General features: G+C 59.2%; 20 protein-coding genes. 11 read left to right on the forward strand and 9 right to left on the reverse strand.

Annotated elements, in window-relative coordinates:
* The first annotated feature begins 1 nt into the window (after position 1).
* Together ade and BM152_RS02695 are read left to right on the forward strand one after the other, a co-directional pair.
* A complete protein-coding gene (gene ade, locus BM152_RS02690; RefSeq protein ID WP_066606509.1) occupies positions 2 to 1,696 on the forward strand; it encodes an adenine deaminase in 1,695 nt (564 codons plus the stop codon).
* A 215-nt stretch (positions 1,697 to 1,911) separates the two neighbouring features.
* Positions 1,912 to 2,100, forward strand: a complete 189-nt coding sequence (locus tag BM152_RS02695) for a hypothetical protein (RefSeq protein WP_066606183.1) — start codon at positions 1,912 to 1,914, stop codon at positions 2,098 to 2,100.
* Between the two features lie 72 nt (positions 2,101 to 2,172).
* Here the strand turns inward: BM152_RS02695 and mepK are convergent, their stop codons facing one another.
* A complete protein-coding gene (gene mepK / locus BM152_RS02700) occupies positions 2,173 to 2,742 on the reverse strand; it encodes a peptidoglycan L,D-endopeptidase MepK (RefSeq protein ID WP_066606186.1) in 570 nt (189 codons plus the stop codon).
* Positions 2,743 to 3,399: 657 nt separating this feature from the next.
* Here mepK and BM152_RS02705 point away from each other — a divergent pair.
* The 4 genes from BM152_RS02705 (at position 3,400) to BM152_RS02720 (ending at position 7,931) form a co-directional block, all read left to right on the forward strand.
* Positions 3,400 to 5,046 (forward strand): L,D-transpeptidase family protein, encoded by a 1,647-nt coding sequence (locus BM152_RS02705; RefSeq protein ID WP_066606193.1) that lies wholly within the window; start codon positions 3,400 to 3,402, stop codon positions 5,044 to 5,046.
* A 131-nt stretch (positions 5,047 to 5,177) separates the two neighbouring features.
* Entirely contained in the window at positions 5,178 to 6,239 is a 1,062-nt protein-coding gene (gene lpxD / locus BM152_RS02710) for a UDP-3-O-(3-hydroxymyristoyl)glucosamine N-acyltransferase (protein WP_066606196.1), read from the forward strand.
* A 220-nt stretch (positions 6,240 to 6,459) separates the two neighbouring features.
* On the forward strand, positions 6,460 to 6,723 hold the full coding sequence (locus BM152_RS02715; protein WP_066606198.1) for an acyl carrier protein: 264 nt from the start codon (positions 6,460 to 6,462) through the stop codon (positions 6,721 to 6,723).
* Positions 6,720 to 7,931 carry a beta-ketoacyl-[acyl-carrier-protein] synthase family protein gene (locus tag BM152_RS02720; protein ID WP_066606199.1) on the forward strand — a complete coding sequence of 404 codons (1,212 nt, stop codon included), beginning with the start codon at positions 6,720 to 6,722 and terminating at the stop codon, positions 7,929 to 7,931. Before BM152_RS02715 ends, BM152_RS02720 begins: the two co-directional genes overlap by 4 nt.
* Positions 7,932 to 8,027: 96 nt before the next feature.
* On the opposite strand, the gene BM152_RS02725 is transcribed toward BM152_RS02720, so the two are convergent.
* The gene (locus BM152_RS02725) at positions 8,028 to 8,675 is read right to left on the reverse strand and encodes an invasion associated locus B family protein (protein ID WP_082715424.1); all 648 of its coding nucleotides are present in this window, start codon (positions 8,673 to 8,675) and stop codon (positions 8,028 to 8,030) included.
* Positions 8,676 to 9,407: 732 nt separating this feature from the next.
* Between BM152_RS02725 and BM152_RS02730 the strand changes: the two genes are divergently transcribed.
* Positions 9,408 to 10,976, forward strand: a complete 1,569-nt coding sequence (locus tag BM152_RS02730; RefSeq protein ID WP_066606206.1) for a helicase HerA-like domain-containing protein — start codon at positions 9,408 to 9,410, stop codon at positions 10,974 to 10,976.
* Between the two features lie 19 nt (positions 10,977 to 10,995).
* Here the strand turns inward: BM152_RS02730 and BM152_RS02735 are convergent, their stop codons facing one another.
* Positions 10,996 to 11,787 carry a 23S rRNA (adenine(2030)-N(6))-methyltransferase RlmJ gene (locus BM152_RS02735; RefSeq protein WP_066606212.1) on the reverse strand — a complete coding sequence of 264 codons (792 nt, stop codon included), beginning with the start codon at positions 11,785 to 11,787 and terminating at the stop codon, positions 10,996 to 10,998.
* Complete coding sequence (locus BM152_RS02740) at positions 11,787 to 13,112, reverse strand: HlyC/CorC family transporter (RefSeq protein WP_066606218.1); 1,326 nt, start codon at positions 13,110 to 13,112, stop codon at positions 11,787 to 11,789. The genes BM152_RS02735 and BM152_RS02740 overlap by 1 nt, the downstream gene beginning before the upstream one ends.
* Positions 13,113 to 13,421: 309 nt before the next feature.
* On the opposite strand from BM152_RS02740, the gene BM152_RS02745 reads away from it, so the two are divergent.
* Together BM152_RS02745 and BM152_RS02750 are read left to right on the forward strand one after the other, a co-directional pair.
* Complete coding sequence (locus tag BM152_RS02745) at positions 13,422 to 13,616, forward strand: hypothetical protein (RefSeq protein ID WP_066606219.1); 195 nt, start codon at positions 13,422 to 13,424, stop codon at positions 13,614 to 13,616.
* An 18-nt stretch (positions 13,617 to 13,634) separates the two neighbouring features.
* Positions 13,635 to 14,444 carry a transglutaminase-like domain-containing protein gene (locus BM152_RS02750; protein WP_066606512.1) on the forward strand — a complete coding sequence of 270 codons (810 nt, stop codon included), beginning with the start codon at positions 13,635 to 13,637 and terminating at the stop codon, positions 14,442 to 14,444.
* Between the two features lie 27 nt (positions 14,445 to 14,471).
* On the opposite strand, the gene BM152_RS02755 is transcribed toward BM152_RS02750, so the two are convergent.
* The 3 genes from BM152_RS02755 to BM152_RS02765 are packed head-to-tail and all read right to left on the reverse strand — an operon-like array spanning position 14,472 to position 17,160.
* Positions 14,472 to 15,404: a site-specific tyrosine recombinase XerD gene (locus BM152_RS02755; protein WP_066606220.1), complete on the reverse strand. Its 933-nt coding sequence runs from the start codon at positions 15,402 to 15,404 to the stop codon at positions 14,472 to 14,474.
* Positions 15,401 to 16,975, reverse strand: a complete 1,575-nt coding sequence (locus tag BM152_RS02760) for a hypothetical protein (RefSeq protein ID WP_066606221.1) — start codon at positions 16,973 to 16,975, stop codon at positions 15,401 to 15,403. The genes BM152_RS02755 and BM152_RS02760 overlap by 4 nt, the downstream gene beginning before the upstream one ends.
* On the reverse strand, positions 16,972 to 17,160 hold the full coding sequence (locus BM152_RS02765) for a hypothetical protein (protein WP_066606224.1): 189 nt from the start codon (positions 17,158 to 17,160) through the stop codon (positions 16,972 to 16,974). The genes BM152_RS02760 and BM152_RS02765 overlap by 4 nt, the downstream gene beginning before the upstream one ends.
* A 184-nt stretch (positions 17,161 to 17,344) precedes the next feature.
* Between BM152_RS02765 and BM152_RS02770 the strand changes: the two genes are divergently transcribed.
* Both BM152_RS02770 and aroB read left to right on the forward strand, forming a co-directional pair.
* A complete protein-coding gene (locus BM152_RS02770; protein ID WP_231730557.1) occupies positions 17,345 to 17,941 on the forward strand; it encodes a shikimate kinase in 597 nt (198 codons plus the stop codon).
* On the forward strand, positions 17,938 to 19,047 hold the full coding sequence (gene aroB / locus BM152_RS02775; RefSeq protein ID WP_066606229.1) for a 3-dehydroquinate synthase: 1,110 nt from the start codon (positions 17,938 to 17,940) through the stop codon (positions 19,045 to 19,047). Before BM152_RS02770 ends, aroB begins: the two co-directional genes overlap by 4 nt.
* 27 nt (positions 19,048 to 19,074) lie before the next feature.
* Here the strand turns inward: aroB and BM152_RS02780 are convergent, their stop codons facing one another.
* Together BM152_RS02780 and BM152_RS02785 are read right to left on the reverse strand one after the other, a co-directional pair.
* A complete protein-coding gene (locus tag BM152_RS02780; protein WP_066606232.1) occupies positions 19,075 to 19,278 on the reverse strand; it encodes a hypothetical protein in 204 nt (67 codons plus the stop codon).
* Positions 19,279 to 19,587: 309 nt separating this feature from the next.
* A complete protein-coding gene (locus BM152_RS02785; protein ID WP_066606234.1) occupies positions 19,588 to 20,412 on the reverse strand; it encodes a universal stress protein in 825 nt (274 codons plus the stop codon).
* Positions 20,413 to 20,610 lie beyond the last annotated feature (198 nt).

The raw sequence follows: 20,610 nt of genomic DNA on the forward strand, positions 1-20,610 counted from the left end.
GATGGGTGACTTGGAACGGCGGATTGCGGTGGCGCGTGGCGAGGAACCCGCTGATATCGTGCTGAAGAACGGCTTGATCTTTGATCTGATGACCGGGGAATTGATTGCGGGCGATGTCGCGATTGTGGGCGACCGGATCGCGGGCGTCTATGAGAGTTATCACGGCAAGCGCGAAATTGATGTGACGGGGCAGGTGATCGTGCCCGGTTTCATCGACACGCATCTCCATATCGAAAGCTCTCTGGTCACGCCTTTCGAATTTGACCGCTGCGTGTTGCCACGCGGTGTGACCACGGCGATTTGTGACCCGCATGAGATCGCCAATGTCATCGGCTTGCCGGGGATCCGCTATTTTCAGGCCGCCTCCGAACACACGCTCATGTCGATCCGTGTGCAGCTGTCCTCCTGTGTGCCCTCGACTCATATGGAGACGGCGGGGGCGGAGCTACTGGCCAAAGACATTGCCGAGGTGATGGGGCATCCCTCCGGCATCGGGCTGGCCGAGTTCATGAATTACCCCGGCGTGATCCACCGCGACGCGGAGGCGATGAAGAAAGTCCGGCTGTTCGAGGATGCCCATATCGACGGCCATTGCCCGCAGCTGTCAGGGACTGATCTCAACGCCTATATCGCGGCGGGTATTCGCACAGAACATGAGGCCACCACCGCCGATGAGGCGCGTGAGAAGCTGCGCAAAGGGATGCGGGTGCTGATCCGCGAAGGGTCTGTGTCCAAGGATATGCATGCTCTGCAACCTCTGCTCACCCATTTGACCGCACCTTACATGTGTCTGTGCACCGACGATCGCAATCCGCTGGATATCGGGGAATATGGCCATCTGGATTATGTGATCCGTGAGTTGATCGCGTTGGGCAGTCCGGCTCTGGCGGTGTATCGCGCGGCAACCCTATCGGCGGCGGAAGCGTTTGGCCTCAAGGATCGCGGCATGATCGCACCGGGTAAACGTGCCGATATTGTGGTGCTTGATAGTCTGGAAAAGTGCAATGCTTCCATAGTCTTTGCGGGCGGTGTTGAGGTGACAGACGAAGCCTTTGACGCCCGTGGGCATGTGGCCCCCGTTGGGCGTGGCTCTGTCAAGGCACCAAAGGTGGTGTCGGAGGATTTCCGTGCCAGTGCCAACCGTGAAGAGACCGATGTGATCGGTATTCTTGAGGGCAAGATCATCACCGAGCATCTGCATGAAACCGTGCCGATTGTTGATGGTGACAAGGCGCCGGATCCTTCCCGCGATCTGACGCGCATCACGGTGATCGAGCGGCACGGCAAGAACGGCAATATCGCCAGCGGTTTTGTCAAAGGCTTCGGGCTGAAGGCGGGGGCGATTGCCTCCACGGTTTGCCATGACCACCACAATATCGCCTGTGTCGGCGTCGATTATGGGGACATGGCGCTGGCCGCCAATCGGCTCTCGGAGATCGAGGGCGGGTTTGTCGTGGTGCGAGATGGTGAGGTTCTGGCCGAACTGGCGTTGCCTGTAGCGGGATTGATGAGCCTTGAGCCTTTCGAAGTGGTGCGCGATCACCTGATCGAATTGCGCAAGGCCGCAGCCTCTTTGGGGGTCACTCTGGAAGAGCCGTTTTTGCAACTGGCCTTTCTGGCGCTGCCAGTGATTCCCGCGCTCAAGATCACGGATCGCGGCATGGTAGATGTGACCAAGTTCGAAATTATCGCCTGACATCTCCTCTCTTTGAAGTCTGATAGCACCCTCTGGAAACAGGGGGTGTTCTTGCTTGAAAGAAAAAGTGAACTGATTGGTTTAGTTTTGCATGTTTCCCATATTGACGAAACTGTCAAAGTGACCACATGTTGCATCGAGATCAAAGAGTAAATCCGCCCCGCATGGTCATAATCCGGACCGTTCAGACGGGGTGTTTGTAAAGGAGAGACGAGATGAAGAAACTGATCCTGCCCATGGCGCTGATCACTTTGAGCCTTGCCGCCTGTGAAAGCGTGGAGCGTTATCCTGTGTCGCAATGCACGACGGATGATCACTATCCGGTGGCTTGTCAGGAAATTCAGGACGGGGAGAGCCCTGATGACCTCAAACCCGTTGATGTGCCGGAATTTATGGGCGCGTGAGGTTTGATAGACCTATGCCATGATAAAAGCCGCCCCAGAGGCGGCTTTTTGTATCGGGAATAAGTATTCGGCTTAGCCGTTCCAGCTACGAACCACGCCGCAATCCATATGGACGAAGTTGGAGCCGCGGTAGGTGCCCACACCTCCGGCAGAACAGGCTTTCGCCGCAGAGGCCATTTGCGTCACGGAACGGGATTTGAGACGCAGGTCGGCCGCTTGGGCTTTCATGTGAAGAGAGTTCTTGGCAACACCGCGCGAGCGGGCACGCAGCATGGCGTTGGTTTCGGGGGAGCGGTAACCGGACAGGAGCATATAGGGCTCGTCGGTTTCCATCAGCCGGTGCGCCGCTGTCATAATGTCTACGGTGCGCGCATCCACAGCTTTGACCTTGGAGTTGCGCCAGTCGCGGAAGAAATAGGTGATTTCCTTGAGCGCCTCGGGGATATATTCGCCTTCGATCCAGTAAATCGTGTCGATGCTCTCACCCGTGCGGCCCGAATACATGTTGAGCCGACGAACGTCACCTGCGCCGCGCAGGAAGCCTGCTGCATTGGCGTATACTGGAGTTGCGCTGATGGCTGTTGCTGCAAATCCGCGAAGAAGTCCACGGCGTGTGATCACGCCACTTGCTTTATTCGTCATTCTATCAAAGCGTCCCGTCGCTTACCTGTTCCCGCCTCACGCGGTATGTCTTTCTTGTGTCAGCTTACGGTTTATATACCGTTTACGCCGACCACATTAGCCAGAATTTTCGACACGATTTTGACCTGCTGAAGGCATTTTTGCCTCTTTTTTCGGCCTTGTGCTGCGAAACATAGCGGTGCTGCGCAATCACAATTTTGTTAGATCGTGTGCCGGTTTTGTGCCCGTCGAGCGTAATCCGGCGTCGAAACTCCTGTATGAGAGCCACATTGCTGTGGTTCTGCGGTGTTTATGGCACATTGCGATTCTCCGGCCAAGCGCCGGTTTGGTCACTTCTCTTAAGAATGGGTTAAATCGGCGGGTTTTTGCGCAAATTCCTTTATAAATCCTTAATCTCAGGCCATATCCCGCGTCGGTCCACTAGGAGGCGCGGGCAGAATGGGGGCGAGACTGACCGTCAGAAATGGAGCGCGTCGTTTCTCGAAGAGGCATGGGAAACACCGGATTTAAGGGGAAAAATCCGGCTGCTTTCCCTTTCGCATGACCTGTTGTTCTTTTGGCACAGGGGCGCGGCGCTCTATACTTTGCTCTGCCGCACTGCGCGGAATTGATGTAATTCTGGGCCAACTGACTGCTGAACATCTTTCGAGGATACATATGTTGTTTTTTCCGGTTTCCCGGCTGTCGCAGCCACGCTTTGCTCACAAATCGCTGAAGGCGGGGCTTCTGGCCATGTCGCTCGCCCTGACTGGCGCACCGCTTGTTCTGGCCCCTGCGCCGGTGCAGGCGCAACAGGTCAGCGCCTTTATGCAATCGGTGGCCGAGGCTGCATCATCTTCAAAGGTGCTCTCCGAATTCTACCGCGCCAACGGCTATAAACCGGTTTTCACGGACAATTCCGCACGGGCCAAGGCGCGGCGTCAGGCGCTGCTGCGGGCGGTGAATGCCGCGCCGGCCAAGGGGCTTGCGCCCTATGACACCTCGCTTCTCGTCGCCAATCTGCGCGCGATCAAATCCGACCGTGATCTGGGCCGCGCCGAAGTGGCGATGGCACAGCTTTTCCTCGACTACGCCCGAGACATCCAGACCGGCCAACTGGTCCCGTCCCGCATCGATTCCGGTCTGGTGCGTCAGGTGCCTTACCGCGATGGTCTTGCGGTTCTGACGAATTTCACCAAATCCAATCCGCAGGCCTACCTGCGCAAGCTGGAACCCAGCTCGCCGGAATATGCGCGTCTGCTCAAGGAAAAAGCCAATCTGGAACAGGTTCTGGGCAAGGGCGGCTGGGGCCAGACCGTGCCCGGTTCGAAATATGAACCCGGTGACAGCGGCAATGGAGTCGTCATCCTGCGCAATCGTCTGATGGCTATGGGCTACCTGCCGCGCTCTGCGGCGACCACTTATGATGCCAAGATGCAAAAGGCGGTGCAGCAATTCCAGATGGACCACGGTTTGACGGCGGACGGTGTGGCGGGCAAAGCCACGCTGGACGAGGTCAATGTCGGTCCGGAAAAACGCCTTGCTTCGATCCTCGTGGCGCTTGAGCGTGAGCGCTGGATCAATATGCCTTTGGGTGAACGCCACGTCTGGGTCAATCTGACGGATTTCTCCGCGAAGATTATCGACGACGGGCGTGTGACCTTCGAGACGCGTTCGGTGATCGGGCAGAATGTTGGCGACCGCCGTAGCCCTGAGTTCTCCGACGAGATGGAGCATCTGGTTATCAATCCGACGTGGAATGTGCCGCGCTCGATTGCGGTTAAGGAATATCTGCCGATGATGCAGAAAAACCCGAATGCCGCAGGCCATTTGCGCCTTGTGGACAGTCGGGGCCGGACGGTGAACCGCGCCAATGTGGATTTCTCGCAATACACGTCCCGCAGCTTCCCGTTCAATCTGAAACAGCCGCCGTCGAACCGCAATGCGCTCGGGCTGGTGAAGTTCATGTTCCCGAACAAATACAACATCTACCTACATGACACCCCGTCGAAGAGCCTGTTCGGCCGCGAAGTGCGCGCCTTCTCGCATGGCTGTATCCGCCTACAACAGCCCTTCGATTTCGCCTATGCGCTTTTGGCCAAGCAAACCTCCGATCCGGAAGGCTTCTTTCAGGCCAAGCTGAAATCGGGTGTCGAATCCGTGGTGCCTCTCGAAAAGCATGTGCCGGTGCACCTGATCTACCGCACCGCTGTGAGCAAGCCGAAAGGCGGCATGGAATATCGTCGTGATATCTATGGGCGGGATGCGAAAATCTGGGCTGCGCTGCAAAACAAAGGCGTGCAACTGCGCTCTGTCGGCGGATAACGGCGCGCTCTGATCAAGAGATTGCAACAGTGCTGAAACATGAGGGCGTTCAGGGGAAATCCTTGGACGCCCTTCCTTTTCAAAGCTCGAGAAAGTGCTTATGTCTTCGGCAATTCAACCGGAGAGACCCTATGCCCATCACCATTGCAGAGCTTGCCACCGCCCTGAACGCGCCTTTCGCCGGAGATGGCGGTATTGTCGTGCATGGGGCCTCCGAGCCGCAAGATGCGGGGGCGACGGATCTGGCGCTGGCGATGGACCCGCGCTTTGCCGAGTTGATTGCAAAGGGCGAGGCGCAGGCGGCTGTGCTTTGGGATGGGGCGGATTGGCAGTCATTGGGCCTCAAGGCGGCCATCCTTGTCAAACGCGCACGTCTGGCTATGGCTGGCGTGACGGCCAGTTTCGATCACGGGCTTGGGCTTGAGCCGGGGATCCATCCAACGGCGGTGATCCATGAGACGGCAGAGATCGCAGAGGGCGCGGCCATCGGTCCGCTGGTGGTGATCGGCAAGGGGGCCAGGATCGGGCGGAACGCACGGATTGCGCCGCAGGTGTCTATCGGGGCGGGGGTGACGATTGGCGACGATGCCTTGATCCATTCCGGCGTCAAGATCGGGGCCAGAGCCACAATCGGCGACCGGCTCATCGCGCAACCCGGTGGTGTGATTGGCGCGGATGGATTTTCCTTTGTCACGCAGGAGAAATCTGCGGTGGAAGAAGCCCGCGAAAGCCTTGGAGAAACGGTTGAGGCCGCAGGGCAGGCATGGATGCGGATTGCCTCGATCGGGTCGGTTGTGATCGGGGATGATGTCGAGCTTGGGGCCAATGTCACCATTGATCAAGGCACCATTCGCGCCACCCGCATCGGCAACGGCACGAAGCTCGATAATCAGGTTCACATTGGCCACAACGTCGTGGTCGGCAACCACTGTCTGCTTTGCGGGCAGGTCGGGATTGCCGGCTCCACGGTGATCGGTGATTTCTGTGTCATGGGCGGGCAAGCGGGCGCGGCGGACAACCTGACCATCGGGCAGGGAGCCATCATCGGCGCGGGCACGGGCGTTTTGTCCAATGTGCCCAAGGGCAAGGCGATGATGGGCTATCCTGCGGTGGCGATGCAAACCCATGTGGAGATGTATAAGGCGCTGCGTCGTTTGCCGCGTATGCTCTCTAAACTCAAAGGGAAAGCGTGAGTGCACTGCATCGTCGCGTCACATCATAAGGAACTGTCACAAAAACCTGTTCCAAAGGCGGAAAATTCGGACTAAAGCGTTTCTCGAACACCTTAAACCACAGAACTTCGGGAAGCACGGTATAACGTATTGATGCAGGGAGCCTTTCACAAACAACTTGTGCCCAAGTTCATCGTGAAAGGTTAAAGGCACTCAACAAACCTTTATCGGAGGGGATCATATGTCGGATGTGAAAGAGAAAATCATCGAGATCATCGCGGAGCAGGCCGTTCTGGACCCGTCCGATGTGTCGATGGATCAATCTCTCGAAGCGCTGGGGATCGACAGTCTCGGATTGGTCGAAAGTATTTTCGCTATTGAAGAAACCTTCGATATTTCCGTGCCGTTCAATGCCAACGAGCCGGAGCAGTCGGAATTCGACATTTCCTCTGTCTCGGCCATTGTCAAAGCGGTCGAAGCCTTGATCGCAGATCAGAAATCATGAAGCGTGTCGTGATCACCGGCGCTGGCACGGTCAATGCGCTCGGGCTTGATGTCCCCACCACTCTGGCCGCGATGGCCGAGGGTAAAAACGGCGTGTCCGATCTCGAATTTCGTGATGTGGACCGTTTGGCGATCAAGATCGGCGGGCAGATTCACGGTTGGAATGCCGAGGGGCGGTTCAACCGTCAGCAAATGGCGCTTTACGATCGGTTCACGCAGTTCACTTTGGTCGCGGCTGAAGAGGCGATCCGGCAATCCGGTCTGGAGTTTATCGGCGATCTGGCGACCCGCTCCGGTGTGATCCTTGGCACGTCCGGCGGCGGTCTGACCACGCAGGATGACAACTACCGTGTGGTTTATGAAGAGGGCAAGAACCGCGTGCATCCCTTTGTGGTGCCGAAGCTCATGAACAACGCGGCCTGTTCCCATGTCTCTATGGCCTACAACCTGAAAGGCCCGTCCTTCACCGTGGCGACGGCCTGTGCGTCGTCGAACCATGCGATGGGGCAGGCATTCAACATGATCCGCTGCGGCATGTCCACGGCGATGGTCACAGGCGGCTCCGAGTCGATGCTCTGCTTTGGCGGGGTCAAGGCTTGGGAAGGTCTGCGCGTGATGTCGAAAGACGCCTGCCGTCCCTTCTCCATGAACCGCAACGGCATGGTGCAGGGCGAGGGCGCGGCGGTGTTCGTCTTCGAGGAATACGAGCACGCCAAGAAACGCGGCGCGGAAATTCTGGCTGAGGTGATCGGTTTTGCCATGACGTCTGATGCCTCCGACATCGTGATGCCTTCCAAACAGGGCGCAGCGCGGGCGATCTCCGGCGCTTTGAATGATGCGCAGGTGGATGCCTCCGCTGTCGGCTATATCAATGCGCATGGCACGGGCACGGCGGCCAATGACAAAACCGAATGTGCCGCTGTGGCGGATGCTTTGGGCGCACATGCCGACAACATCATGATCTCCTCGACGAAATCCATGCACGGCCATTTGATTGGCGGCACCGGTGCAGTCGAGTTACTGGCCTGTATCATGGCGCTGCGGGACGGGATCATCGCGCCGACGATCAATTACGAAGAACCCGATCCTGAATGTGCGCTCGACGTGGTGCCCAATGTGGCGCGCGAGGCGCAGGTCGAGGTGGCCCTGTCCAACGCCTTTGCCTTTGGCGGGTTGAATGCGGTTCTGGCGCTGAAGAAAGCCTCCTGAGCACAGCCGCCTGATCTTTGTGATAAGCTCATGAAAAACGCCGCGCCGGATTTCTCCCGCGCGGCGTTCTCTGTTTTCAGGCTTCTGCCGGAGGGGTTACTCCGCAGGTGCCTCTTCTGTGTTTTCGATCTCGTCCGGCGCAGAGGGGCCTTCGCCGTTTTTCGCGGCTTCATTGAGCTCGGTCACTTTCGTATACCCCGCCGTAAAGCCGGTGAGCGACAGTTTGAGACGGACAGGCTCCTCGGTGCGGCCCACAGGCACGATGCCGACAAGACCTTCGGCGCCTTTTTTCAGCAAGGCGACATCATCCGAGGTCAGACCCGCGCGCACATAGCATCCGACGCGATTGCAGAACTGGAACGGGTAGCGGCGACCGTTTTCCCCGTCGACAAACAGCGCAAGCTGCGCGGTCAGAAGGGTTTCCAGCGGCGTGGTGAAGGTTGCCGCAGCTTCCACCTCTTCGCTGCCGACATGGAACAGAGCGACTTCGGCCACTTCGGTGCCGTCCTCGTCTTTCAGCAGCTGGTAGAGGCTGCACGGATCGACCTGACCTTCAGGGGCGTTGATACAACGCACTTCCCAATCGCCATGAGTCTCAAGCGTGTAGGCGCGTCCGACAGTGTTCGTTTCGATTGGCGTCCCGGTTGAGAGCCCTGCATCCTGTGCCATAGAGGGCATTGCGACGCTGAGAGCCAAGAGGGTGGCGGAGGTGAGGGAGGTGATCTTGTGAGAGATGGAAAACATCATCCGTCCATGCGTTGTTGAAAATTCACCCTTTGCTCTAACATGGGGCCGGAGGTCTGTCAGGGGGGCATGGAGAATATTTTCGTGAAGCAGGGGCGGCATGGCAAGGCTTCGCCTGTCTGGTCTTGCCCCGTCTGTGCCCGTTTCTCGGTGATGGTTTGCGTTGATGTATCGCGTGGATCCGCTGCGCGGTTTCTGGCGGCTTTGCGCGTGGCTTTATTTGAGACACAAAGTCCAACAACAAAAGCCCCGGCATGACCGAGGCTTTCATGGATCGTAACGATCTTTTGAAATCATATGATTTCTATATATCTCTCCCCGTCGGACTTGGCCGACTTATAGAAATAACGCTATGACAGGATTTTTCGACCGTCAACGAAAAATTAAGGTCTGGGACAGGGCTATATGATCAAAAGAGCGGGTTTTGCCTCTTCTTTAAGCAGTCCCTCTCGGCTGCGACGCCTGTTCACGCGCTTGCGAGGCGAGCGGATTGCGAACGGTCGATGGTATCCAAACACAGGAGTAGCGAAAAAGAACCGCACCGGAGACAATACCCCGGGCGGCCAGTCTGACAGGGAGGAAGTCAATCCGCACCGAAGAGGTGGTCCGGATGTCTATAGACTGGCACGAAGTGGTTAAATTTGTATTGTAGGGACATACGCGTTTGAATTTTCTGGCCTTTTGGCGGGGAATCACAAGACGCGCCGGTAAGATGACAGAGGAAGAGGTCAGATGGATCGCATTTTCGTGGGTGGCGGCGGCGAAGGCTATGGCGAGGCGCAGGAGCTTTTGCTGAAATACGGTAACCGCCACGGGCTGATCGCGGGGGCGACGGGCACGGGGAAAACCGTGACCTTGCAAATTCTGGCGGAGAGCTTTTCCAAGGCTGGTGTGCCTGTATTCCTCTCGGACGTCAAAGGTGATCTGTCGGGGCTAGCCAAGTCCGGTAGCGCCGAGGGCAAGCTGCATGACGCCTTTATGTCGCGTGCCGGAACCATCGGATTTGCGGACCGTTACAGCTACGAAGCCTTTCCAGTCACCTTCTGGGATCTGTTCGGAGAACAGGGCCACCCGATCCGCACCACGGTGGCGGAGATGGGCCCCTTGCTGATTTCGCGGCTTCTTGGGCTGACCGAGGCGCAAGAGGGGGTGATCAACGTCGCCTTCCGTGTGGCGGATGAACAGGGCTTGCCTTTGCTGGACCTGAAAGACCTTCAGGCCTTGTTGGTCTGGTGCGGGGAAAATGCGGATGAGCTGACCCTGCGCTATGGCAATATCGCGAAATCCTCCATCGGGGCGATCCAGCGCGATCTTCTGGTGCTGGAAAATCAGGGCGGGGCCAAGCTGTTCGGAGAACCTGCGCTGGATCTGAACGACATCATTCGCACCGATGAGGACGGGCGGGGGCGGATCAATATACTGGCCGCCGACACGCTCATGTCCTCGCCGGGGCTTTATGCGACCTTCCTTTTGTGGCTCTTGTCCGAATTGTTCGAGGAACTGCCGGAGATCGGCAATCCCGACAAGCCGAAGTTGGTGTTCTTCTTTGACGAAGCCCACCTGCTGTTCGATGACGCGCCCAAGGCTCTGGTCGACAAGGTCGAGCAGGTGGCCCGTCTGATCCGTTCCAAAGGCGTCGGCGTCTATTTCGTCACGCAAAATCCGGATGACATTCCCGAAGACATTCTCGGCCAGTTGGGCAACCGTGTGCAACATGCGCTGCGGGCCTTTACGGCGCGCGATCAAAAGGCGCTGTCCCGTGCGGCGGAGACCTATCGTCCGAACCCGCGGTTCGAGGTGGAAACCGCGATCAAAGAGGTGGGCACGGGCGAGGCGGTGACCTCGTTTCTGCAGGCCAAGGGCGTGCCGGGGATTTCGGAACGCACCTTGATCCGCCCGCCGTCCTCGCAGCTTGGACCGATCACAGCGGCAGAGCGGGCAGGGGTCTTGTCCGCCTCGCCGGTGGCCGGAAAATACGAGACGGTTCTGGACCGCGAAAGCGCCTTCGAGATGCTCAATGCGCGCGCGGAGGCTGCGGCCAAAGCGGCGGAGGAGCTTGAGGCGAAAGAAGAGGCCGAGGGCGAGGTCAAAGGGCGCGAGGCCTTGGCCCGCGAGTTTTCCAAGGCCCGACGCTATGACGGCACAAATTACAGTCGCAAGGCCACCAAGACATCATCGCGCAAGTCGAGCGAGAAATCCTTTGGCTCCGAAGTCACCAAAATGGTGATGAAGGAACTGACCGGCACCACGGGGCGCAAGATTGTGCGCGGGATTCTGGGCGGGCTATTCAAAGCCCGCTGATCCGCTCGGGAGGTGACCCTTACAGGCGGTTGAACAATCCGGTCAGCCGCGCCGCCTCTTCTGCCAACCCGTAAGGGGCGTTGATGATGAACATACCCGAGCCATGCATCCCGTGGCCCTTTTGCGCCGGTTTGAACCGCACCTCTGTGTGCAGGCAGCCGGGGAAATTGGCGTATTTCATGCCCTCGACCAGCGGCAGATGTGTGCCGTTTTTCAGGATCGGATACCAGAGCGCGATGATGCCCACGTTCCATTTGCGGTGCAGCTTGTAGATCGTGCTGGGCAGTGTCTCGAAATCGCTTTTGATCTCGTAGGAAGGATCAATCAGCATAAGCCCGCGTTTCGGCTCCGGCGGGCAGATGGACTGCGCGAATTGGATGCCGTCTTGTTGCTTGATATGCAGACCGGCAAAGCTCGGAGAGGCGGCGGTGTTGGCCTTGAGCTCGGCAAATTCGGTCGGATGCAATTCCGCCAGATGCAGTTGGTCCGTGTCGCGCAACAGCGCCTGCGCAATGGCCGGAGAGCCGGGGTAGATGTTGCGCGTATGGGTCTCGGCAATGGCCTTGCGGGCGCGGGCATAGGGGTGGGACGGTTTGAACCAGTCGGCCACCTTTTCGATGCCTTGGGCCGCTTCGCCGGTTTTTTGGGCCTGTGAGCCGGCCAGATCGTAGAGTGCGCGGCCTGCATGGGTCTCGATATAGGACAGGGGTTTGTCCTTGCGTGTCAGGTAATCGAGCATCGTGGCCAAAAGCGCATGTTTTTGGACATCCGCCAGATTACCGGCGTGAAAGCCGTGTTGATAGGACAGCATTACATGTCTCCTAGAGGGCGGATTTTGAGTTTCGTGATGCGGTTCTCGATGCGTTCAACCACCTCGAACCGGTAGCCGTGGAAGGAGAACACCTGTCCGGCATTGGGGATGGTCTGGGCTTCGTGGATCACCAGACCAGCGATTGTGTTGGCTTCCTCGTCGGAGAGGTTGCATTCGGTCCAGCGGTTGAAGTCGCGGATCGTCATGCCGCCATCAACTTCCCATTCGCCGGGTTCGCCCGATTGTTTCGGCACGTCTTCGGACTGGTCGAACTCGTCGGTGATCTCGCCCACGATTTCTTCGAGAATGTCTTCCAGCGTGATCAGGCCTTGCAAAGAGCCGTATTCATCCACCACCAGCGCAAAATGCGTGTGGCGTTTCAGGAATTGCCGCATCTGGTCGTCGAGCGTCGTGGTCTCCGGCACGAAATACGGTTCCATCGCCACGGCCATCACGTCGAAATCGTGAAAATCCACCGTCATATGCGGGTCTTCGCTTTCATGGGCGATACGCTGGGCATGCATCCCGCGCAGCAGGTCTTTGGAGTGCAAAACGCCAACGATGTTTTCCTGATCCCCGCGGTAAAGCGGTAGGCGCGTGTGCGGGCTTTTGAGCGAGCGTTCGAGAATTTCTGCGGCGGGAAGATCGGCATCGACCATCTCGATTTTCGAGCGGTGGAGCATGATCTCCTCAACCGTGCGCTCACCCAGATCCAGTGCGCCAAGCAAACGGTCGCGGTCTTCCTTTTCCACCACACCTTCAACATGGCCCAGAGCAATGGCCCCCGCAATCTCGTCGCGCACGGCCAGAATGTCGGCTTCGGGGTCGGTCTGAACGCCAAACAGACGCAAAATGCCGCGCACCAGAAGGCGCACGAATCCCACCACAGGGGCGAAGATTTTGACAATCAGGGAGATCGGTCCGGCAACGCGCGAGGCGGCGGTTTCGGGGTTGGTGATGGCGTAGGTCTTGGGCAGCACCTCGGCAAAGATCAGCACCAGAACGGTCATGATCAGGGTCGCAAGCGCCACGCCGTTCTGGCCGAACAGCTTGGTGAACATCGCTGTCGCCAGAGAAGTGGCCAGAATATTCACAAGGTTGTTGCCCAAAAGCACCGAGCCGATCAGGCGTTCACTGTCGTCGGTGATCTCCAGCGCGCGTTCGGCGCCCTTGTCGCCCTTGTCGGCCTGCGCGCGCAGTTTTCCGCGCGAGGCCGCCGTCAGCGCGGTCTCCGAGCCGGAAAAGAATCCGGACATGAGCAAAAGCGCCACAATAGCTGCGGCGGTGATCCAGAATGCGGCGTCTAAAAGCGTGGTCTCTGTCATGGGTTGGTTATGGGCACGCGGGGCCTTCTGTGCAAGAGGTGGATCATATTCTGTCCTCGCTATTTCCGTCATGTCGGACTATGATTGCACCATGCACCGTTCCTTGATGCGCCCCTTGGCCGATGGCCGTGCGGGATACGCGTCGTTTTGGTCCCTTTGGGAGCCCGGATAACGTGCCGGACTTTCTGTATCGTTTTCTTTCTGTGTCGCTTGCTGCCCGTGACCTCCCGCCCTTGAGCCGCCCGTCTGTGTGCTCAAGCCTGTTGATCCGGCCTCGTTTCTCTTTCGCTTTTTCAAAGGACAGTTTCCATGACCACCTCTAAACCCGCCAATCCGACCACATCCGGCGACAAGTCTGACGCCAGCAAGGGCGCGGAAAAACGCGCCGTGCCGCCGAAATCCAAGGAAGCGCCGAAGCGCCAGTCGATTTTCGACACGTCTTTCGCGCCAGAAGGGGCCGAGCGCCGCAAACAGTGGACGCGCTTTGATCCCAAACGCAAATAATACCACAGGAGACCCATGATGCGGATACGTCTTGGCTGTCGGTTCGACCTTAACCTCCCCCAGCCAACCCCGATGATTGCGCTTCTCAATGTGCATTTCTCACGAGCCAGCGATCTGGAGTATCCGGATCATCTGGTTACGACCCCGCCGGTGCCCTTGACCGCCTATCGGGACGGTTTCGGAAACTGGTGCACGCGCTTTGTCGCCCCGCAGGGGGCGTTCAGTATTGGCACACAGGCGGTCATTCGCGACGATGGCCTGCCGGATGTCCAGCCGCCGCTGTCGCTTGGCCAAACGCCGGTGCAGTTCTTGCCCGACGAGACCATGCCCTTCCTGCTGGGCTCGCGCTATTGCGATACGGATATTCTGTCCAACGAAGCATGGCGCCTGTTCGAGCACACACCTCCGGGGGCAGCACGGGTGCAGGCGATCTGCGATTTCGTGCATAACCACATCACTTTCGATTACATGCAGGCCCGCTCCACGCGCTCGGCCTCCGAAGCATACCGCGAAGGCGTCGGCGTCTGCCGCGACTACACGCATCTGGCCATCGCCTTTTGCCGCTGCATGAATATTCCGGCCCGCTATTGCACCGGCTATCTGGGCGATATCGGCATGGCGCCGCCCTATCCGCCGGGTGATTTTGCGGCCTTCATGGAGGTCTGGCTCGACGGGGCGTGGTATGTCTATGATCCGCGCAACAATATGCCTCGGATCGGACGGGTGCTCATGGCGCGGGGCCGTGATGCGGCGGATGTGCCGATGCTCCAGTCATTCGGACAGAACGAATTGGCCGGGTTCGAGGTCTGGACCGACGAGGAAAGCTGACACCGCGTTGCGCAGTTTTCCCGCCTGTCAGTCTCCGGCTAGCGGGTGATGGGTGAGCACAAGCTCTTTCAGTCTCTCGTCCAGCACATGGGTGTAAATCTCTGTCGTCGAGAGATCCGCATGGCCCAAAAGCGTCTGGATCGCGCGCAAATCCGCACCGTGGGCCAGAAGATGCGTCGCAAACGCGTGGCGCAGCGTGTGCGGGGTGACTTTCGACGGGCTGACACCGGCTTTCACGGCGATGTCCTTGATGAGCTGATAAAACCGGATGCGGGTGAAATGTCCGGCCTTGCCGCGCGAGGGAAAGAGAAAGGCGGAGGGCTTTGTGCCCTTTTCCTGCTTGGCGAGGTCCTCCACCTCGTCGCGCATCTCAAGCCACTCCCTGAGGGCTGCGCGGGCCGGATCGGACAGGGGCACCATGCGTTCCTTGCCGCCTTTGCCGCGGATTAAAAGCATCCTCGGATCGCCGCGCGTGGCCGAGACGGGCAGGGAGACCAGTTCCGACACCCGCATACCTGTGGCGTATAAAAGCTCCATCAGGCAAATGTTGCGCGTCCGGTCGGCCTGCGTCCGGCCCACCTCCTTCACCGCATCGAGAAGCCGCGACACCTCGTCTTCCGTGAGGGTCTTCGGCAGACGTTTCGTGCGTCCCGGTCCCTTGATCTGGATTGCGGGGTTGTCTGTGCGCCAGTCCTCTTCAAAGGCAAAGCGGTAGAGTTGCTTGATCGACGAGAGCCGCCGCGCGCGGGTGGACTGCGCCAGCCCTTCGGCTTCGCAGGCAACGAGATAGTCCTCGATATCGGCGCGAGAGGCCGTGGTGAAATCCAGTCCGCGCTGCGCCAGCCAGTCCGAGAATCCGAGCAGGTCACGCCCGTAGGATTCGCGCGTGTTCTCGGCTGCGCCCAGTTCTGCCAGCTGCGCCTCGGCAAAGCGCGAAATCCAGCTGTGATCGCGGCTCATCCGCGCCGCTCCAGCAGTAAAAGCTCCAAAGCCGCCCGCCGTGCGGTGGCCTCAAGGCCGATGGCGCGGAAAAACTGGATCGCATCGGATAATTCGTCCAGATCACCCGCAGCACCGCCTTCGAGCAACTCGATGGCACGCAGGATGGCTTCGCCCAGCCGTTTCTCCGTGACAAGCGAGGACAGCCGCACCGGAATGCCTGTGGCGCGAAACCCTTGCGCGATGGCGCGGGCTTGGGCGTCGCTCTGTCTTTGGGTCGGCAAATCACCTGTGGCGATGCCGTGTAAAAACACCTGATCCTTTGTCAGTGGCGGTCCCCATGTCAGGGCGATTTTTTCATAGTCCGGCGACAAAAGCGCCACTTCAAACGCGATCTCGGAAGCCTCGCCGCTCAAGGGCAGGCTGGAGAGCGGGGTGGCGTAGAGTTCGGCAAAAACGGTCTGCAACCCCGACGCCCGCATTGTGTCCCAGACGGGCGGCAGGGTCTTGGCTACAGCTTCGGGGTCGTTGGTCGCTAGAGACGTCTCGAAATTCTGCAAGGCGTCGATCCGGTCCCAGATGCCGCCGGAGGCTGCCGGAAGATGTTCGGACCAGATGCCGAGCCAGCGGTTGGGCGACAGTGCTCCGACGCGGGCCAGACGTTCGGCCGCCGTGGCGCGGGCCTTCCAGCCGGAACTGGCCCGCAGATCGCTTTGGGCAAAGGCCAGAGGCAGCGAACTTGTGGGCAGCGGCTCACCAATGGCCTCCATCAGGCGGAAGGTCAGCGGCGTCGGATTGTCGGGCAGCGGCAGGGGCGGGTCGCCTTCGAAAATCTCGGGGTCGAGAAAACGGGCCAGAAGCTCGCCTTGGCTCTCGCGAATAAGCCCCAGCGCTTCACCGGTCTCCAGTGTCAGTGCGGCGGCATCCCAGTCGCCGCTGCGGGCAAGGCAGAAGATACGCGCCTGCAAGGTGGGCGACAGGCCGGGCGTGTGGGTGAGACGGTCACAGGCGTCGTCCTCTGTGCCCAGAAGCAGTTTGGTGTCAAAGGAGCGGCGGAAAATTTCCGGTGAGTTCAGCCCCGCCAGTTCCATCAGCGCATCGGCTTCTTCCAGAAGCCCTTGTGTCAAAAGCGCGTCCACACGGGCAAGAAACAGTCGCCCGTCGCGATCGGACAGCACAGGCGGATCCAGTTCGGCCAGAACCAGCGTGTTGAGCAGACGCCGCGAGGCCGGTAGCAGGTCGGGCCGCGTCGCGATGGTGCTGATACGGCGTGCAATGTCGCTGGCGGTGGAGCCGCCCCAGAGCGCACGCGGCAGGCCGGTGACCGAGCTGGGCAACAAACCTGCCGCATCCGGGTCCGGCGCATCCAGCGGCAGAACGGTCACATTTTCGGGCAGGGCGCTCTCGGCAATGTCACTGGGTGCAGGAGGGCTCGCCGGGCGCGGCGCGTCCAACGTGTCAGAAAGCCAGTCGATGGCGGAAAGGGGCTTGTCCCCAGTGTCATTGGTCTGCGCCCAAACCGGCTGGGTCACGAGCAACATTGTGCCGAGAACGGCAGGAACACGCCGCGAGAAGAGCCTGACTGCGATCACTTCAGTTCGATCTCCGTGGGAATCGTCTGCTCTGTGCGCTCGGGCGACAAGTCGCCGACATAGGCAAATCCGACAAAGCCGATCAGGCCCAGAAGGATAAGGATGGCAAGTAGTCGAAACAGGAATTTACGCAAGGTGGACTGCCTCCAATCACGCCCGTCACGGGCTGTTTTATATCCGGTCACACAAGTGGTTTTTCGCGGTTTTTCCGCCTGTGTTCGGTTTTCTTGGTTTTATATATGGCATTTTTTGTAAGATCACGCCATTGAAGGAACGAAATTTTGATAGGCAGGATTTTGCCGCGCTTCGGGATCGTTAGGCGGATCATGAGGCGGTGGCAGGATCGGAAATGCGCGGGATGGGCCGGTGATGGCGAGGACAATGGCACAGGGCGAAGACGGAGGCAGCACGCGGCGTAACGCGCGGGGATTGAAGAAAACCGTGGCGCTGGTCGGTATGATGGGCGCAGGGAAAACCGCTGTGGGCAAGGCGCTGGCGGCCCGACTTGGGGTGCCGTTTCTGGATTCGGATGCGGAGATTGTCAAAGCCGCCGACAGGAGCATTGCCGAGATTTTCGCCGAACATGGCGAAGCGTTCTTTCGCAGCCGCGAGACCGAAGTGATCGGGCGGCTGCTGGAGAACGAGCGCGCGATTCTCTCCACGGGCGGCGGGGCGTTCCTGTCGCAGACCAATCGTGACATGATTGCCGAGAAAGGTGTGGCCGTGTGGCTGAAGGCCGATCTCGATCTGTTGTGGAGCCGTGTAAGACACAAGAACACGCGGCCTTTGCTGCGCACCGACAACCCATACGAGACGCTCAAGGCGTTGGTGGCCGAGCGCGAACCGTTTTATGCGCAGGCCGGTATCGTGGTCACAGCGGCCCCCAAACTGTCGATTGAAGCAATGGCAGGAAAAGTGGTCGAGGCGCTGTCCGCCCACGGTGGTATTCTGGAGGAAGATCAATGAGCTATGTAACCGTCCATGTGCCTTTGGGGGATCGCGCCTATGATGTGCGGATCGGCGAGGGTCTGGTGGCGCAGGCCGGTGCACATATCGCGCCGCTTCTGGGCACGAAGAAAAAGGTTTTCGTGCTGACCGACGAGACCGTGGCAGGGCTGCATCTTGATACCCTGCGTGCGGGGCTGGCGGCGCAAGAGATCGAGATGGTCGCTCTGGCTCTGCCGGCAGGAGAAAGCACCAAGGCGTGGCCGCAGTTCACCCGCGCGGTCGAGTGGTTTTTGGAGGAGAAATGCGAGCGCAAGGACATCGTTGTGGCCTTCGGCGGCGGTGTGATCGGTGATCTGGCCGGATTTGCCGCTTCCGTGCTGCGGCGCGGGGTGCGGTTCGTGCAAATCCCCACCACGCTGCTGGCGCAGGTGGACAGTTCTGTGGGCGGCAAGACGGGGATCAATGCGCCGCAGGGCAAGAACCTGATCGGCGCGTTCCATCAGCCCTCTCTGGTGCTGGCCGACATTTCCATTCTCGGCACATTGACCCCGCGCGATTTCCTTGCGGGGTATGGAGAGGTGCAGAAATACGGGCTTCTGGGTGATGAGGCGTTCTTTGAATGGCTCGAAGAGAACGGCCTCGCGCTGGCGGCAGGGGATATGGCCCTGCGTGCCGAAGCGGTGCGGCGGTCTGTGCAGATGAAGGCCGACATTGTCGAGCGGGACGAGACGGAGCAGGGCGACCGTGCGCTGCTCAACCTCGGCCATACCTTCTGTCACGCGCTGGAGGCGGCGACCGGCTATGGCGACCGTTTGCTGCACGGAGAAGGCGTGGCGATCGGTTGCGCTCTGGCGTTTGAACTGTCGTCCCGTCTTGGCCTGTGTTCGCAAGAAGCGCCGAGCCGCGTGCGGGCACATCTCAAGACGATGGGGATGAAATGCGACCTCTCGGATATCGAGGGCGACCTTCCATCCGCCGAGGCTCTGGTCGATCTTATGGCGCAGGACAAAAAGGTCGTCGACGGCCAGTTGCGCTTTATTCTGGCGCGCGGCATCGGGTCGGCTTTCGTGACCGCCGATGTGTCGCGCGAGGCGGTGCTGCAGGTGCTCAAAGACGCGCTGTGATGGCGCATCTTTGACGTGCGCGCGGGCTCATTTCTTGAGTTTTGCGGTCTCGACATCCACCGCGTCGCGGGCGGCTTTTTCTTCTTTGGTGAGCTTGTTGCCCCAGACATTCTTGCTCAGGCCGAGGTCATGGGGCTGGGGCTTGGTTTCGCCCTTTTTGACCTTGCCGCCCTTGTCGAGAAAGGCCTGAATAAGCGCGTCATCCGTGGTCGGTTTGGGAACTGTTTTCATCTGATGTGATCCTTAGAAGGCACGGGGGTAAAGCGCGCTGTGATCCTTGCGTGCCTTTTTCCGTGTCCGTGGGATCAGAGAAGGCAGGCGACGTATGTTCGCGGCCTCTGATCGCAGGACATCGCCAAGGGAGCATGCGCCCCGTGCGAAATAACCAGAACCCGTGACCCACCTCTACGCCGAACAGGGGGCGCAATCCATGCCAAAAGCGATTTTTACGCCCTGACGTTCGAATTTTGCAAAAAAAAGACCCGCCCGTAGTCCGGCGGTGCCGGTGCGTGAGGACGGGTCTTGTGATCGGGTCGCGGATCAGTCGCGCACGATCAGAAGGTCAGTGCGCGGGTTGCGGATCTGGTATTCGGTGAACCCGCCCAAGAGGGTCGGGGACAGTGGCATCCGCCCGTGTGCGCCCAGAGCAAAGAGATCGGCTTCGGACTCTTCCATAGCCCCTTGGAAGGCGTCCTGGACGCTGGAGGGCGTGACCGTCGGTTTGGGCAGGCCTTTGGGGATGGCCGAGCTTTCCCACCATTTGTCCAGCTCTGCATTGGCATCCTTGACGAAAGGCGCGAGCTGTTTCTCGCTGGCTTCGGGGGCGAGCATCCCGCGGTAGGGGATATGGACCGCATGGAATGTGGCGAACTTCGCCTCGGGTACGATCTCCAGCGCGGCTTTGCCCGCCGCAAGGCAGGAGGGCGAGAGGTCGATCCCGCAAAGCACCGATTTATACGGGCCGGTCACAGGGTCGCGGACCAGAAGCACCGGACGGCTCTGCGCGCGTACCAGACGTTCCATTGTGGTGCCGGAGAACATATCCCAGAACAGGCGCGGTTTGTGCATACCCAGAATAACGAGATCTGCGTCAATCTCATTGGCTGTTTCGGAAATTGTTTCGACCGTTTCGCCGGTTTCAATGCGGACTTCCGCGTCTTTCGGCGCATGGTCGAAGGAGAGAATAGCCCCAAGGGTTTCTTCTGCCGTCTGACGCATCTGGGCGACCACCTGACTAGGCAGATCATCGTCAATCACATGCGTGACAATCAGTTTGGCCCCGTGCTGGGTTGCAAGTTGCACGGCGCGTTCCATAGCCCGGTCAGACCGCGATGTCATGTCGCTGGCAACAAGAATTTTTTTCATCAAGAATTTCCTCCGCTCAAATCTAATGTCCCCCGCTCTGGCCAGTGCTGTATCGCCGTTGCCGTGCAGGCTTACCTTCGACATAGGAATGTTGGTGGGGGGTTTTGAGGGGTGATATGCAGAAAAGCCGCAGAAAAATGCGTTTTTTTCAGGGAGGAGGTTGGCGGAGGTGTTGGTCGTCTATGTCATGTCTCGATA

The organism is Celeribacter halophilus, from assembly GCF_900114135.1.
In the GTDB taxonomy this organism is placed as follows: domain Bacteria; phylum Pseudomonadota; class Alphaproteobacteria; order Rhodobacterales; family Rhodobacteraceae; genus Celeribacter; species Celeribacter halophilus.